At 44.9% G+C, this 15751-nt stretch carries 13 protein-coding genes and 1 pseudogene; 11 read left to right on the top strand and 3 right to left on the bottom strand.

Annotated features, from left to right (window positions below; genetic code table 11):
* Positions 1–23 precede the first annotated feature (23 nt).
* The 4 genes from ON05_RS29055 to ON05_RS29040 are packed head-to-tail and all read left to right on the top strand — an operon-like array spanning position 24 to position 4341.
* Entirely contained in the window at positions 24–1532 is a 1509-nt protein-coding gene (locus ON05_RS29055; protein ID WP_029315088.1) for a lipopolysaccharide biosynthesis protein, read from the top strand.
* Between the two features lie 20 nt (positions 1533–1552).
* Entirely contained in the window at positions 1553–2308 is a 756-nt protein-coding gene (locus ON05_RS29050) for a class I SAM-dependent methyltransferase (protein WP_010471434.1), read from the top strand.
* 8 nt (positions 2309–2316) lie between these two features.
* Complete coding sequence (locus ON05_RS29045; protein WP_010471436.1) at positions 2317–3090, top strand: bifunctional 2-polyprenyl-6-hydroxyphenol methylase/3-demethylubiquinol 3-O-methyltransferase UbiG; 774 nt, start codon at positions 2317–2319, stop codon at positions 3088–3090.
* Positions 3091–3114: 24 nt separating this feature from the next.
* Positions 3115–4341, top strand: a complete 1227-nt coding sequence (locus ON05_RS29040) for a glycosyltransferase (RefSeq protein ID WP_010471438.1) — start codon at positions 3115–3117, stop codon at positions 4339–4341.
* Between the two features lie 176 nt (positions 4342–4517).
* On the opposite strand, the pseudogene ON05_RS29035 reads toward ON05_RS29040, so the two are convergent.
* The 3 genes and pseudogenes from ON05_RS29035 to ON05_RS29025 form a co-directional block, all read right to left on the bottom strand.
* A pseudogene (locus tag ON05_RS29035) lies at positions 4518–4931 on the bottom strand (transposase family protein); the annotation flags it as partial.
* Positions 4913–5434 carry a transposase family protein gene (locus tag ON05_RS29030; RefSeq protein ID WP_262562125.1) on the bottom strand — a complete coding sequence of 174 codons (522 nt, stop codon included), beginning with the start codon at positions 5432–5434 and terminating at the stop codon, positions 4913–4915. The pseudogene ON05_RS29035 and the gene ON05_RS29030, both read right to left, overlap by 19 nt.
* Positions 5435–6935: 1501 nt before the next feature.
* Positions 6936–8025, bottom strand: a protein-coding gene (locus ON05_RS29025; protein WP_076612124.1) for an ISKra4-like element ISAcas2 family transposase whose coding sequence is annotated in 2 segments (ribosomal slippage) — positions 6936–7863 and positions 7862–8025 — 1092 coding nt in all. Because the reading frame shifts where the segments join, the coding sequence is not laid out codon by codon here.
* Between the two features lie 131 nt (positions 8026–8156).
* Between ON05_RS29025 and ON05_RS29020 the strand changes: the two genes are divergently transcribed.
* From ON05_RS29020 to ON05_RS28990, 7 genes are all read left to right on the top strand, one after another.
* On the top strand, positions 8157–8567 hold the full coding sequence (locus tag ON05_RS29020; RefSeq protein ID WP_010471831.1) for a hypothetical protein: 411 nt from the start codon (positions 8157–8159) through the stop codon (positions 8565–8567).
* 316 nt (positions 8568–8883) lie between these two features.
* On the top strand, positions 8884–10299 hold the full coding sequence (locus ON05_RS29015; RefSeq protein WP_262562464.1) for a hypothetical protein: 1416 nt from the start codon (positions 8884–8886) through the stop codon (positions 10297–10299).
* Positions 10300–10313: 14 nt separating this feature from the next.
* Complete coding sequence (locus tag ON05_RS29010; protein WP_029315038.1) at positions 10314–11018, top strand: class I SAM-dependent methyltransferase; 705 nt, start codon at positions 10314–10316, stop codon at positions 11016–11018.
* A 113-nt stretch (positions 11019–11131) separates the two neighbouring features.
* Entirely contained in the window at positions 11132–12283 is a 1152-nt protein-coding gene (locus ON05_RS29005) for a glycosyltransferase family 4 protein (protein WP_010470230.1), read from the top strand.
* Positions 12280–13428, top strand: coding sequence for a glycosyltransferase family 4 protein (locus ON05_RS29000; protein ID WP_010470228.1), 1149 nt, complete (start codon positions 12280–12282; stop codon positions 13426–13428). The genes ON05_RS29005 and ON05_RS29000 overlap by 4 nt, the downstream gene beginning before the upstream one ends.
* A gap of 84 nt (positions 13429–13512) precedes the next feature.
* Positions 13513–14664 carry a glycosyltransferase family 4 protein gene (locus ON05_RS28995; protein WP_010470225.1) on the top strand — a complete coding sequence of 384 codons (1152 nt, stop codon included), beginning with the start codon at positions 13513–13515 and terminating at the stop codon, positions 14662–14664.
* A 117-nt stretch (positions 14665–14781) separates the two neighbouring features.
* Complete coding sequence (locus tag ON05_RS28990; RefSeq protein WP_139025623.1) at positions 14782–15747, top strand: methyltransferase domain-containing protein; 966 nt, start codon at positions 14782–14784, stop codon at positions 15745–15747.
* The last annotated feature ends 4 nt before the right edge of the window (positions 15748–15751 follow it).

The following is a 15751-nucleotide window of genomic DNA, read 5'->3' as shown; positions in this document are numbered from 1 at the left end:
GACCGAATCATCAGGCCGAACCCTTGCGTATCCGAAAGACTAACCATACTGCAGATGCTTTCTTCAGTACAAAGCATTTGCAAGGCAATTTAAAGCAACGCGCTGTGCGAGGTGGTGCCACCACGATCACGGCTCAAGGGTTGAAGTTTACGCTGACCCTTGTGGCCAATGTTGTGTTGGGGCGTTTCTTAACCCCGAATGACTATGGCTTAGTGGGGATGGTAACCGCAGTCATGGGCTTTGTGACGATCTTCAAAGATCTGGGTCTATCCATGGCAACGGTCCAGAAAGAAGACATTAATCATGAGCAGGTCAGTACGCTGTTCTGGATTAATGTGAGCTTTAGCTTAGGAGTTGCAATTCTCGCGGCTTGCCTCTCACCCTTGATCGCTGGCTTTTACAATGAGCCGAGGCTGACCCTGATTACCATTGCTTTAGCCGGTGGCATTGTCATGGGGGGCTTAGGGGTGCAACATACGGCGCTACTCCAGCGGCAAATGTCTTACAACGCCTTAGCTTTTAACGATATTTTTGCCCAGTTCTCTGGAGTGAGTGCGGCCTTTCTATGTGTGTGGTTCGGTTGGGGCTACTGGTCACTGATTGCCCTTTCCCTGGTGACGATTAGCGTCAATACCCTGGGCATTTGGATAGCCTGTCGATGGGTGCCGGGTTTACCCACCTGGAATACGGAGATGCGATCGCTGATGGTCTTCGGCAGCAATATCACTGGCTTCAGTATTGTGAACTACTTGTCCCTCAATTTGGACAACGTGTTAATTGGTAAGTTTTGGGGCTCCCAGCAATTAGGACTCTACGCTAAAGCCTATCAACTCTTGCTTTTGCCGATTAGCCAAATTAACGCTCCGATCACCAATGTGGCCGTTCCCGTGCTCAGTCGCTTAGTAGACAACCCGCATCGATATCGACAAGTCTATTTGCGCATCTTAGAAAAACTCATGCTATTGACCTTGCCGATTATCCTATTTATGATTGCGGCATCAGATTGGCTGATTCAGGTGCTATTGGGCTCTCAGTGGCTCGGTGCCAGCGCCATCTTTGCATTACTGGGAATTTCAGGGCTGATGCGGCCCATCGCCAATTCTGTAGGCTGGTTATTTATTACCCAAGATCGAACGGATGATTTATTCCGATGGGGCCTTTTGAGTTCGACGATTACCATTTTCTCGTTTGGGGTTGGCCTACCCTGGCAGGCTCTGGGGGTGGCCATCTCTTATTCCAGTGTCGCCCTAGGTATCACGATGCCCTTACTATTTTTTGTGGTGGGGCGACAGGGGCCTGTCAAAACGAAAGACTTCTATATAACCATTGCTCCCCTTGGCTTTGCGACGATTTGGACCCTTTTGGCCCTCGGAACCCTACGATACTTTGTTCAACCTCAGCCTTTTTGGGGGTGCTGTCTTGCGTTTGTCGTGACGGTCTGCAGCTTTTTTACGGCTTTAGTCACACTTCCCAAAGGCAGGCGCATCCTCGGGGATCTGCAACAATTAATGTCTGATTTAAAGGCGGCATAAAGGAGAGGCAGAGACTGGATATGACCCCAACTTCAACGGACCATCCGCTCGACACGATCAATCAAGTTGAGCCTCGTCTCAACCCATCCTGGACCAGCGATCGCTACTACATTTTAGTGAAGCTTCGTCAGGCCCTTGAGCAAACGATTGCGAACCATGTTCAACCCTTCCACCAACAGCATCATGACTTAACCGCGATCGATATGGGCTGTGGCTCGATGCCCTATCGTAGTTTATTCACCCCAACAGTTCAGAACTATTTGGGGGCCGACTTAGCGAGTAACCCCCTGGCTGATTTAGCCATTGATCCGGATACCGGCAGTGTTGACCTGGGTGACCACAGTGTTGATTTAGTGATTTCCACCCAAGTGTTGGAACATGTCGAATCTCCCGCTGCTTACTTAGCGGAAGCCCATCGGGTCTGCAAAGCCAACGGCCTCTTGCTTTTATCTACCCATGGCTATTGGCCCTATCATCCTATTCCGACGGATTATTGGCGCTGGACTGGAGCCGGTCTCACCAAGCTGTTGACAGACTGCCATTGGGAAGTGGTTGAGATTACTGGAGTGCTGGGATTCGCAGCCGCTTCAGCCTGCCTGATTCAAGATGCCTTAATCCCTAAGATAAGAAGTCCCTTTAAACGAGTATTTGCTGTATTGATGCAACAGGTTATTCGCTGTTTAGACCGTTCCTATTCCCCTGAACAGCGTCAAGAAAATTCCGCTGTTTATCTAGTTGTGGCTCGGCCACTTGTCAACTCAAGCAAATCAATATAGGACCTTTGATGACCAACAACGTAGAACAAGTCAGAAATTACTACAATGAATTCCGCGATACGCGGATGTTGAGCTATCGCCTGTATGGCAACCCGCGGATCGACAAAGCAGTCGAACTGATTGGGAAATATACACGGCCAGACAGCAAGGTTCTGGATATCGGGTGTGGTATCGGGCTAGTATCCGAAAAGATTGGGGCCAAGATTAAGACAGGGCATGTTTGGGCCTGTGATATCGCCGATAAAAATATCGCCTATGCCCAACAAACAGTGATAGATAAAAATATCACTTTTTTAAAGGTTGATATTATTAATGAATTTAAAAAAATTGAAGACACTATCCAACAGCCCGTGGATCTCGTGTCGATGGTGGATGTGATTGAGCATCTTCCTCCAAACCACTATGAAGCCTTTTTCGCGAATTTAGGCCGTGTTACGGCTGGGGATGCGGTCGTGGTCTTAACCTATCCTAGTCCTGAATATCAGAGATATCTACATCTGCATAACCCGGATGAGCTACAAGTGATTGATGAAACCATTGAAATTGGTGATTTGATCCAGTGGGCGGCCCATGGGAATTTCAAATTACAGTATTTTGGCTACCCGGACTTAGATCGAAAAAATCAGTATGTCCATTGTGTACTGGCTAAAGACTTAGCCTATGATGAAGTCCCTCGGATTAGCTTCAAAGAACAGGTTAAACGGTATGGAATTAAAGCAAAAAACAAGTTAATAATGCCCATTCTGAAGTACAAATACATTAAAAAGCCCTTCAATCAATAGTCATTTATTCTTGCTTAGGGTTATATGAAAATTGCTTTTTTGGTCGGAGCGTTTCCATCCATATCAGAAACTTTTATTCTGAACCAAATTACTCATATTCTTGATGAGAAACACACGATAGATATGTATGCCAGTCGCCCTCAGAATATGACGACAGTTCATCCGGATGTTGAAAAATATCAGCTTTTGGACTGCACTCAGTACTATCCGTCGATGCCAACAAACTACCTTTTAAGGAGTTTGAAAGCACTGCTGCTGGTTCTCAAAGGCTGCTTGAAGGATCCTGTTCTCATCTTTCGATCTCTAAATATCTGGCGCTATGGCAAGCAAGCCCTATCATTTCGGCTGCTATATGCTGTGATTCCGTTTCTCAAACAACGCCCCACCTATGATGTGGTGCATTGTCATTTTGGACATTTAGGCATCTTAGGATCACAACTGCGGGATATTGGCGCTGTTCAGGGTAAGCTGTGCACCACCTTTCATGCGTGGGATATCACTGAGTATTTGGAAGAAGCTGGAATAGATGCATATCAACAACTCTTTAGCAAAGGCGAGCGCTTCTTACCCATTAGCCATTACTGGCAAAATCGATTAATTGAGCTGGGGTGCCCTGCCCATAAAATTACAGTTCATCATATGGGCATTGACTGTGATCAGTTCTTGTGGATTGCTAGGCAAATCCAAGAGGGTGAGCCTGTGCAGATCACTACCGTGGCTCGCCTAGTTGAAAAGAAAGGGGTTGAGTACGGGATTCGTGCGATTGCGCAACTCAAAAATTGCACTTCTCCAGTTAAATATTCCATTGTTGGTGATGGCCCCTTACGAGATTCCATCGAACAACTGATCACAGAGCTAGATGTCGGCTCTATGGTTAAGTTGGTGGGATGGAAATCCCAAGACGAAGTGATTGAGATTTTAAATCAGACTCACTTATTACTAGCTCCCAGTGTAACTGGTCAAAAGGGTGATCAAGAGGGAATTCCAGTGGCGTTGATGGAGGCCATGGCCATGGGATTACCGGTCGTGAGCACCCATTACAGCGGTATTCCCGAATTAGTGGAACATGATGTGTCGGGTTTTCTGTTACCGGAGCGAGACCCAGATGCGATCGCAGAAAAACTCATCTATCTCATCGAACACTCAGAACGCTGGGTCAAGATGGGGCAGTCTGGACGGGCTTATGTTCAATCCCACTTCAATATCAACCAGCTCACACAACAGTTAATTCGTATTTATAAGCAAATGTAAGAATGCTGTTTGAACCTGATCATTAGACTTGTCCGAAAATTTACAGCCCATAGTGTGTCTGGTTTTGAGCATGGTTGCTTTGACAGCAGACTCAACGACGGAATGGGGGTCGGAGATAGTTCCTGTTAGTTTAGCCCCAAAAGATAGCGTCGGCTAATTCATCGCATCCTCCCTTTTTAAGGCTGAGATAAACCAGGCAAAACAATCATGCCCAATCGCAATCGAACTAAGCCACAAACGGTAAGAATCACTTGTTCATAAGTCTCATGACGCAGACGGAATCGCTCTTGAGCAACTCGGAAAATCCGCACTGCGCGGATCACATGCTCGACAAAGATGCGACGAGTACTGGAAAATTCCTTGTTCTGTGCCTTTTGTTGCGGTGTCAGCTCTTTGCCCCGTGGCTTTTGGTGTGGGGTTTGTACATGCTGTGCTCCCACATAGGCTTTATCGGCAGCGAACCCCTGTCCTGGAGCAAATTGCGATTGTCGCTCTCGAAACACAGAAATGTCACTGGTGGGTCCCGTCTCGCCTGCTGTAGCATCGACGATATCTTTGCCGCCAGGCAGGGTCACAATCTGCGACTTGAAGGTGTGCTGTTTCTTTTGCCAGAAAAATACAAGCGTTGCTCTTCGTTGTCGCTGGGGCGTTCTCTGGCTTGCTCGAAGCTATCGACAATCAACTGGAACTGAGTTAACCACTCCTGGACAATGGCATAATCGCTCGGGTTGGATTCCACTTGCTCAAACAAACTCGCAGGGAGCAGTGCTCGTAGAATCGCCAGCCAGTAGTGAACCGTATCATTTGCCTCACTCTTGGACACCCCAAACTGGAGTCCTAACACCTCAAAGGTGGGATAGTGCCGCAAGTAGAACAGGCACAGGCAAACCTCCTCTGCGACGGATAACAGCGGTTTGCGTCCTCCTCCTTTGGCATTGACCCGGCTTTTATGTCGCTCTATCTCGGCTTTTTGCTCGTTGTGCTTCAACTCGGCTTGTTCCAACAGTTGGAGAAATTGAGGGTATTCAATGCCCAACACTCGCTTGCTGCGATGGGGATATTTATGAATATAATCAAGGGGATTTTTGATCATTGGTAGAGCGGTAAAACTCCGTTCTACCATCTTTTTTCTCCACCATTTATATTTCGGACAGGTCTAAACTTTTTATAAATAAATTAGATGCTTCAAGGTTTATGTTCTAAATCTATTCAGAGATTTTGAACAATGGAATCTTGCGGCTTATTGATGTGATTGATGAGCCACAAAAACTTTGCCTAATGATATTGAATTCACCAAGGTTGTTTTTAATTTAGTGGAAAAAATTTTATCACATTGATTATGTGTGATATGCATAAGCTTTTACATGGATTAGCCCATGCCATTTTTTGTATTTTTTCTCTCACAAATGTGAATCCTACTGGTTCGATTCACAGCTGACTGCCTTAATATATTAGGAATTAAACACCAAGCTATCTTCAGTTAAAAAGACAGATAGCTAACCAAACTATTGACATTATCTCGGCTCTTCTCAAACAGAAAGTCGGGATGTTTTTGCTGAAAACAATGGTATATCTGAGCGTTAATTAAATAGCGAATAAATAAAAATAGATATGATTCAGTAATGCATAAACTTAACGAGTATATAAACAATACTGATCAGGAATCTCGAATGGCATGGATGTTGATTCTTGCTTTTATCTTTTTTTAGATTCTGATCCTAACGATTGGCTTTTCAAGATACTCAATGCAAATAATGCCAATTTCGGCAATTCTATTAGGCATATACTTATACTTTAAAAAAACAGGAATGTACATAGGCTTCACATTCTGGGTGCATTTTATCTCACCAGAAATTCAGCGATTTATTGACTTCAAAATTAATTCTATTAATCACGGTTATTTGACATTTGCTGCCAATTCAGTCACTTTAATCTCTGCGTTTACGTTAATTCAGTATTCAACCAAGATTCCCTATTAAAAAATTATCGCCATTTCTATTCACCTTATCTGCTTCGGTCTATAGCTTATTTATCTCGCTGATTAAAAGTCCACCCCAGGATCTCATCCTAATTGAGCAGTTTTCTGCTTTGGTGGGTCCAATACTATTCGGACTGCATATATACCTGAACTGGAAAAGATATCCGACTTATAAATCAGTTATCGAAAATACAATCCTCTGGGGATCGCTGGTTTTAGGTGTATATGGTATTTTGCAGTTTGTTTTTGCACCGGGCTGGGATATCCATTGGCTTAGATCAGTGGAAAAATGGTCCTATGGATTACCAGAAGCTTTCGCCATCAGGATATGGAGTGGAACCACAGATTTTCAAACCTTTGCTACGACCGTACTGATTGGATTGATGATCCTCTTGTATAGATTTGACTGGCCGCTTCGTATTCCTACTTTAAGTTTAGCGGGGTTAGGACTATTGCTAAGTCAAGCAAGGGCTGCATGGCTCTGCTTTTTTATTACCCTGGCAATCTTCTTATTCAGAATTAAAAGCAGAAATAAAGTGCGTATATTAGCTATTATCCTGCTTCTTATTGTCATAACGTCCGCCTTAATACTTACGAACGATGTTTTGGGAGCGTGTCACTTTTTCAGGAGAAAAATAGAGTCAAGTTGTCGATTGAGATAGGCACAGCGATGAGCTAGGACTTTGGGGATATGTTTTTCTTGCCATTGCGCACCTGAAATCTTTGTCCTTCGGTCAATTTGCTTAACAAGCGACTCAACGGCACCAGAGCCAATGGGTATTCCCTCAGCTTGATAGTAACCATAGTTGGGAATCCGCTCTCGGTGGTCTCGCAAATACTGACAGAACCGTTTAGCCTGAGGTTTGCTCAAACCACAGAACAAATCGATGGCCTCATCAATCTTCCCTCTCCACAAAAAGGTTTCAGCTTGCTGCAGCCGTTTGAGTGACCCACCGACTTTATGTAAATTCTCCATCAAGTGGAACCAGTCTAGGATCTGCTCCTGTTGAGTTGGCAGTCTCATCTGTCGGTAAAGCTTCCAAATCCCAACATGACCATCCCCAAGACAGTAAACCCTTGCAGCAAATCTGAAGCGGTTCACCGCCAGGCAGAGGGAAGTATGGTCTTGATAGTAGGCCAAGCCAACCCTATCGCCATTGATGCGAACTGCTTTATAACCACGCCAGTGGCAGGGTTCCCCTTTTGGAGTAATCAACCGAATATTGCCCCCATCTAAGCTGAGCTGAGTGACTCCTTGCGTCAAAGAGGGTGGACTGAAGGTTTGACGATGAACGAGACGCTGCTGCGTTTTGGAGCTGACTGTGATACCCGTTAAAACTGCTAGATCCTCTGATGCATGGGCATAGGAAACATTGGCACTAATACGCAGGGCGCACATCTCTAAGTAGGGGCTTAACTGACTGTTGGGCTTGACCTTGAGGGCTGTTGCTTGGGTCCGAGTGAGGTTGAGTTTGCCCAGAATGCTTTTTAAGGTCCGTCGATATTCTCCGACATCTGGCGGGCTAACTTGGTCGATAAAAAAGACCCATTTGAGGCGACACATGAGTTTGCAGTTGAGTCCGAACGGTGCATTCAATCTCTGCCAAAGTCTTCATGGGCAGAGACTGGGATTGGGAGTCTTGATACAGCAGTTCTGAAATGCGTGTGACGCAAGCATTGAATTCTTGTTCTTCTTCTGGTGTCATAGTCAATAAGAGGGATCATCTAAGATCAATTATCATTTTCCTCTCAAAGAAGTGACACGCTCCCCGATGTTTTATATGATAAGGTTGCTGCTCGACTGCTCAGCCTGTTTTCCTATGAAGATGATATAAGCGTGAATATCCGCCAAGATTTATATAACACTTATTTTGATTCAGCCATATCCCAATTGATTGGAGTAGGATTGGCAGGTTCTCTAGATTTGGGAGATTTCAATATTGTTGATGCTCCCATATTTATATATTTATTTTATTTTGGCTGGATTGGCATAATCCCTTATGTAGTGGGATTACTGGCATTAGTATTGAAGCTCTGTCGTTCGAGTCCGAAAGATTATCTTTCCCTATTTTCACAAGCATTTGTGATTGGAACAGTGAGCATCATCGCCTTTAATAATGTTTTGATGGCAACTTTAGGGTTTTATTTCTGGAGTTTCTTAACCCTTGGCCTCGCATCCCAGAAATATTTTCAGGTGGCCGAAACTGCTGCTTCACCTAATCGGAAACTAGAAGCTATCAACAACTAAGAATGCCTGATGCCATTGATTTAGCTCGCGGTGATGCTTGCGAACTCTGGCATAGTATGATTCGTAGACCGCTTAAACGTTGTGAGTATTCATTGTATGGCGTGAGTATGCCAGCAAAAGTTGTCCTTCATTGGGCACTTGGAATGCGAAGTGAGTACATTAGTAGAGGGGAATGGGCATTTTTATGTCCACTCCTAACTTTAGCGTTCAGTTCCTTACGCAACATTTACTAGTCGGGTCTCATCACTCCTAACTTTCCTACTCACTTGACTGGCTACTCTCCAACGATTCAATACAGGCCTGATTACGCTGATTTATGAATACACTCTCAACTGCTAGCCTTAAACCCACTCCCTATGAAAAATATGGATGGCTAGCGATTGGGGGATTAATCAGCCTGCTGATATTCTTTTTTCTGATCGGTGCGGGCCGATTTCTGGTGCTGATTTACCCCGTTTGCTCCCTGGCGGTCGGTATCTACCTCTTTCAATACTGCCCAAGACTCTATATTGCCTATACCTTTTGGCTATGGTTTCTCAGTAGCCTGATCCGTCGCATCATTGATTTCCAGGCGGGTGTGTATACGATGGGAGGATTTTACACAACCCCGGAGCTTGTTAGCTTAATTGTTTTACCCAACTGTATCAAGAGTCTGCCCAGAGAATTAAAGTCAGTTGGATTGCCATTTATTCTATGTCTAGGTACAGTGACCTATGGTGTTTTAGTCGGCCTAGCGAATAACCCAATCCGGGACTTTTCAATGGTTGACTTGGCCCTTGGATTTATTTGTCCCATTGTATTTGGTTATTACTTATACTCTCACTGGCAAAATTATCCTGACTTATGCCAATTCATTTACAAAATCTTCATTTATGCCGTCATTGTCATGGGCATTTATGGACTGTATCAATATGTCGTTGCACCCGATTGGGATCGGTTCTATTTAACGTTTACAGGTATACAAGCTAGAGGCACTCCAGAACCCTTTGGGATTCGGGTGTGGAGTACCACCTCAGCAGCTCACCAGTTATCATTTCCCATGGTTACTGGGGTCTTACTATCCCTTTGCCCACCCCTCAGTTGGCCTCAGTTCTTAGCGCTTTTATTTGGAGCCATTACCCTATTAGCTGGGGTGGTTCGAACCGCATGGTTGTGTCTATTACTCGTGATGGGCTTGTATATTACGACCCTGCGCCCACAGCAGCAGTCAAAATTATTGGGCCTTCTAGCCCTAACCTTTTCGAGCATCCTCACCATTGTTTTTTCAGTGAGTGAATTGAATGAGCGTATTAGTCAGAGATTTGCAAGTTTCCAATCTCTAGAAAGTGATGAAGCTCTTAACCTTAGAGCAGAAGCTTTTTCTGACTTATTTGAGAAGATTGTATTTAACCCAGTCGGTAAAGGCTTTGGTTTTTATCTAGAGTCCATTAGCAATATTAGTAGTGGAGACGGTACCTTTTTACCCATGCTGTTATGGTTCGGTTTAATTGGCACAATGATCTATTTTATGGGTGTATTTATGCTGATTGCCAAAATAGTGACAGTTAAACCGCCAAGTCGAGATAACTTTCTCATTGCCGTCAAAATTATTTGTGTCGGACTCCTACCCATGATGTTGACAGGTCAATACTTTCCAGAAATCCCTGGATTGATCGTTTGGACGTTTTTGAGCCTGGGTATAGCCGCGTATAAGTACTATAAAGTTCATTACATTGTGCAGCAAGAATTCTAGGATGCTAATATACTATGCCCATTGTTAAAACACTTAAAAAGTCCTTATATTTTGGAACTCAGCATCATTGTCCGATTTGCCAATCAAATGTCCGACTCTTTAAGCCGATGCATACTACTCAAATTCGGCTAAATGCCATTTGTCCTGTTTGTAGTAGCTTGGAAAGACATCGAATGATGTGGCTGTTTTTTAAGCAGAAAACGGACTTGTTTGCTGCCCATTCTAAAAAGATGCTACACATTGCTCCTGAAGAGTGCCTAGTAGACAAGTTTGCTCAATGTGAGTCCATTGACTATTTAACAGCAGATTTGAATAACTCAGCTATGGTCAAGATGGATCTGACGGATATTCAATACCCAGATAACAGTTTTGATGTCATCTATTGTTCACATGTTTTGGAACATATTCCAGATGATGCACAGGCGATGCACGAGCTATCAAGAGTATTGAAACCAGAAGGCTGGGCCGTGATTCAAGTTCCCATTTTGCGAGAACAAACCTATGAAGATTTGAGCATCACCGATCCCCAACAACGAGAACAACTCTTTGGTCAAAGTGATCATGTGCGGGTCTATGGGTTGGATTACAAAGAGCGCTTAGAAAAAGCTGGATTTTGTGTCTCAGTGATGCCCTATTTGCAAGAGTTTACTTCTGAGGAACGTAAAAGGTTTGGATTTGACATAGAGAAGGATGATATCTATTTCTGTACGTTACATTGATCGGATTCTCTAAAAGACTGACTGGGTGCAATAGGGTGTGCTTTAGATATTTCTATTCTTACTGCTAATTTTTTACTGCTAATTTTGAATCTTTTGCGATTACAAAACTGAGTATGAATATCCTGTTGATTCTCCATGAATATCTTGATCCAAATTCAGGTGCTGCAGGGAGTACCTTAAACCTCAAGGAAAAGTATCAAGAATTAGGACATCAAGTCTATACCTACTCATTTGATGACTTGCCTTCATGGCTTTCTATGAAGCTCAAAGATCTCATTTTCCCGGAGGCGACTGCCCTCAAGATTGCTCAAATTATGAGACAGCATCAGATTGATGTCATTGATGCCTCTACCGGAGATGTTTGGGTGTGGGCACGGTTCCTCCGTCGCCTAACGCCAAACCCTCCGTTACTCGTGACGAGAAGTCATGGTTTAGATCATTTAGAACATGAAGAACGTCTACAGGATGCAGCTTTGGGGAGTCTGACCCTGAGTTGGAAGTATCCCCTTTACCGGGGCAGTATTCAATTGTGGGAAATCGCTCAGTCCCTGAAATGTGCGGATTTAACCTTTTTTCTGAATCGAGTGGATGCCGAGTATGCAGTTAACCAATTACAAGTTAACCCAGAGACTGCTCATGTTTTTCCTAATGGATTACCGAATTATTTTCTGAATTTACCCCTGAAATATCCTGGGGATGGACGGATACGCATTGCTCAGGTTGGAACCTATGTGCAGCGTAAAGGCATCGAGTATAGTACTCCTGCCCTTAATGAGATCTTGCTGAAATATCCTGAGGTCGAGGTCAGCTTAATTGGGACTGAACTCAATGGTTATGGCGTGCCGGAACAGGTTTATGCTGACTTTGACCCTCAAGTACACGATCGTCTTACCGTCATTAGCTATTATCAACACGAAGAATTACCTGCCCTGCTTCAAGGATTTGATATCAAATTGTTCCCTACGCTATCTGAAGGCTTTGGCAAGGTTCTGATTGAGGCGATGGCCTGCGGATTGGCTCCCGTGACAACGCCGACCCCTGGCCCTTCAGATATTGTTCAAGATGGCCATGATGCCTTGCTCGTTCCCGTAAGGGATAGTCGAGCTATTGTGGAGTCCCTAGAACGATTGATTCAGAACCGTTCAGAATTAGCCCGATTGCAACAAAACGCTTATCAAACGGCCCAGAGCTACAGCTGGTTCACCATTGCTCAACAGCGTTTAGCGGCCTATGAAGCAGCGATCAACAAGCGAGACTCAACATGAAAACCTTGCAAATTGGTATGGATTGGTTCCCAGATAAGCAAGGAGGGGGGTTAGATCGCTACTACTATGACTTGACTCGATATCTCCCTCAGGTAGGGGTTGAGGTTGCTGGTGTGGTCACGGGTCCTCCCACGGTTTCTGAGCAAACCAATGACCAGGTCAGAGCCTTTGCACCTCGCCAGTCTTCCCTGCTGAAACGATTATGGGGGGCACGCCAAACCGCTCGGATGCTGCTCCAGCAGGACGATGTTTCGCTATTGGTGTCTCATTTCGCTCTATACACTTTCCCAATGCTGGACCAGCTGGATCATCGCCCCTTTATTGTCCATTTTCATGGCCCTTGGTCTTTAGAAAGTATCGTGGAAAGCAATAAAAACCTGGGTTTTCAAGCTAGGAAAGCGATGGAAAGAGCTGTATTTAGCCGTGCTAACCGTTTTATCGTTTTATCTCAAGCCTTCAAAGATATTTTGCATGATACTTATGATATCCCTGGAGAGCGGGTTCAGATTATTCCTGGGGGAGTAGAGACCGAGCGGTTTGCGACCTCTATATCACCTGAGACTGCAAGGACAAAGTTGCAATGGCCACAAGATCGCTTCATCTTGTTTACGGCACGCAGATTATCCAAGCGCATGGGGCTAGACAATTTAGTAGAAGCGATGGCTAATGTCTGTCGGCAGTATCCAGAAGTCTTGTTAATGATGGCTGGCAAAGGCGAACAAGAGCAAGCTTTGAAAGCCCGTATACATGAATTGGGGCTCACGAAGCATATTCAAATGATTGGGTATTTACCTGATCAAGCTTTGCCGATGGCTTATCGTGCAGCTGACTTAGCCATTTTACCCACCCTCTCCTTGGAAGGGTTTGGGTTAGTGGTTTTAGAATCCTTGGCAGCGGGGACTCCCATCTTAGGGACCCCTGTCGGTGGGATTCCAGAAATCTTGAGGCCCTTTTGTGAAGATTTGGTGTTACCGGGATATTCACCGCAACATATCGCGGCCGGTATTCTGGAAGCTTGTTCTGAGAAGCGTCATTTGCCTAGTGCTCAAGTCTGTGAAGATCATGTGCGTAAAAACTACGACTGGTCTGTTATTGTTCAGCAAGTTCAAGGGGCTTACCAGGAGGTTATGGATGACTACTCATAAGGAGTAATGGACTGATAAATCTGCATACACCGATTACCGTTTTTCCCTCTTACTCTTATTGATACCTTCAATGGCAAACAGTCTATGAAACAGCATCGCATTCTATTTGTAAACCACGTTGGTGCGCTAGCAGGGGCAGAATATTGCTGTTTGAGTATTGCTGCTGCTTATCGAGCAACGAGCCAGATGTTGCTATTTGAAGATGGACCGTTTCGCCAGGCTTTAGAAAAGGCTGGGGTGCCGGTTACTGTTGTTAATGCACCGGACTCGCTGTTGTCTATTCGAACATCCAGTGGCTTGGCTTCCCTCAAAGCGATTCCAGCTCTGTGGCAAATGGCGCAGCAGATTGCTAAAGCCTCTCAAGGATTTGATTTTATTTGTGCAAATTCTCAAAAAGCGTTTATTGCGTCTAGCTTGGCAACATTGATCGGGACCCCCCCGTTAGTTTGGCATTTACGGGATATCCTGACTGCCAAACATTTTAGTGGTGTGAATCGTCGTGTCGCCATTACGCTGGCGAATAACCGAGCCGCTCAAGTTTGGGTTGCATCTCAGGCAACGGCTGATGCCTTTATCGCTGTGGGTGGTCGTCCTGATTTGGTGAAAGTGATGTATGACGGGATTGAGTCGGACCGGTTTGATCAAGTCACCCCGGAAGCTGCAATAGCTGTGCGCCAAGAACTCAAGCTTGAGAATGTACCCTTGGTGGGACTGTTTAGTCGTCTCTCTCCCTGGAAAGGTCAACATGTTTTAATTGAAGCGTTGCGGTCTTTACCAGATGTTCATGGGTTATTGGTGGGCGATGCTTTGTTTGGAGAACAAGACTATGTCGCCATGATCAAAGAAATGGCGGCTGACAAAGATCTAGCAGATCGAATTCATTGGTTGGGTTTTCGCCAAGACATCCCGGCTTTGATGAAAGCTTGCGATATTGTTATCCATGCCTCTACTGAACCTGAACCTTGTGCCAGAATTGCCATTGAAGGTCAGCTAGCCCAAAAGCCGGTGATTGCGACGGCGGCAGGAGGCATGTTGGAAGTGATTGCCGATCGACAATCGGGGCGGTTAGTCCCCCCAGGGGATGCAAATGCTTTAGCTGCCGCGATTCGTGAGTTGTTGAATGATCAACAGCTGGCCTCGACCTTAGCTGAACAGGGTATGCAGTCTGCTGCCACTAAGTTTGCCCCTGAGGTTTGCCTCGGTGCCGTTGACCAGGCCCTGGCCACGCTAGTTTAAAGGGAGGTTGATAAAATAATTTTTTAGAATAAAATTGCTTCAGAGCGTTGAGTATGGTGAAGATACTGCGCGTAATATAAACTCTGCTCCTGATCTCAACAGATGTAAATGACCAGTATGGGTTCTCAATTCCGTTTTTCTGATATTGCTCAATCTTTGCTATGCTGCCCGGTTTGCAAAGGCCAGCTGGAGCTGCAGGACCGCCATTTGTCTTGTCAGAATGCTGACTGTTCTTCGGTCTTTCCTGTCGTCAATCGTGCTCCCGTTTTATTGAATGAAGACGCCAGTATCTTTTCCATTGCTGAGTTTGAGCAGGAGGAGGGGCATGTGCCCCCGTCAACCAGTAGTGGAGTCAAAGCTCGCATCAGCGCTGCACTGCCTAATATTGATGTGAATCCCGTGGCCAAGCAGAACTATCAACAGTTTACGCAGCAGCTATTGCAATATTCAGAGCATCCCAAAGTGTTGGTGATTGGCTGTGGCAATTTGGGGCAAGGGATGGAAGAGCTGGTTCGCCAATCAAATATTGAATTGATTGAAAGTGATATCTATTTCAGTGAACGAACCCAGTTAATCTGTGATGCTCACGATCTTCCATTTGCAGATCAGTCGATAGATGGTGTGATTATTCAAGCAGTCCTAGAACATGTGGTGGATCCCTATCGATGTGTGGCAGAAATGCATCGTGTACTCAAACCAAATGGCCTCGTTTATGCTGAAACTCCTTTTATGCAACAAGTGCATATGGGGCGCTATGACTTTACGCGATTTACCCACTTAGGACATCGACGCCTATTTCGTCACTTCCAGGAGGTGGAGAGTGGTCCGGTTGGTGGCCCCGGTATGGCGTTAGCCTGGTCTTATCAGTACTTTTTGCTCAGTTTTACAAAACAGAAAGCACTACGTAAGCTGATTAAAATTTTTACTAGGCTGACATCCTTTTATTTGCAATATTTTGATCGATATTTAGTCCAACAAGCAGGGGTTTTTGATGCTGCATCTGGCTATTACTTTATAGGAAAAAAAGATACAAAAATCCTATCGGATAGAGAGCTTATTAAACTCTATAAAGGGAATATTTAATCCT

The organism is Acaryochloris sp. CCMEE 5410 (assembly GCF_000238775.2).
Lineage (GTDB): Bacteria > Cyanobacteriota > Cyanobacteriia > Thermosynechococcales > Thermosynechococcaceae > Acaryochloris.
Note: the sequence above shows the minus strand (reverse complement) of the source record. Positions and strands in the feature narration are given on the sequence as shown.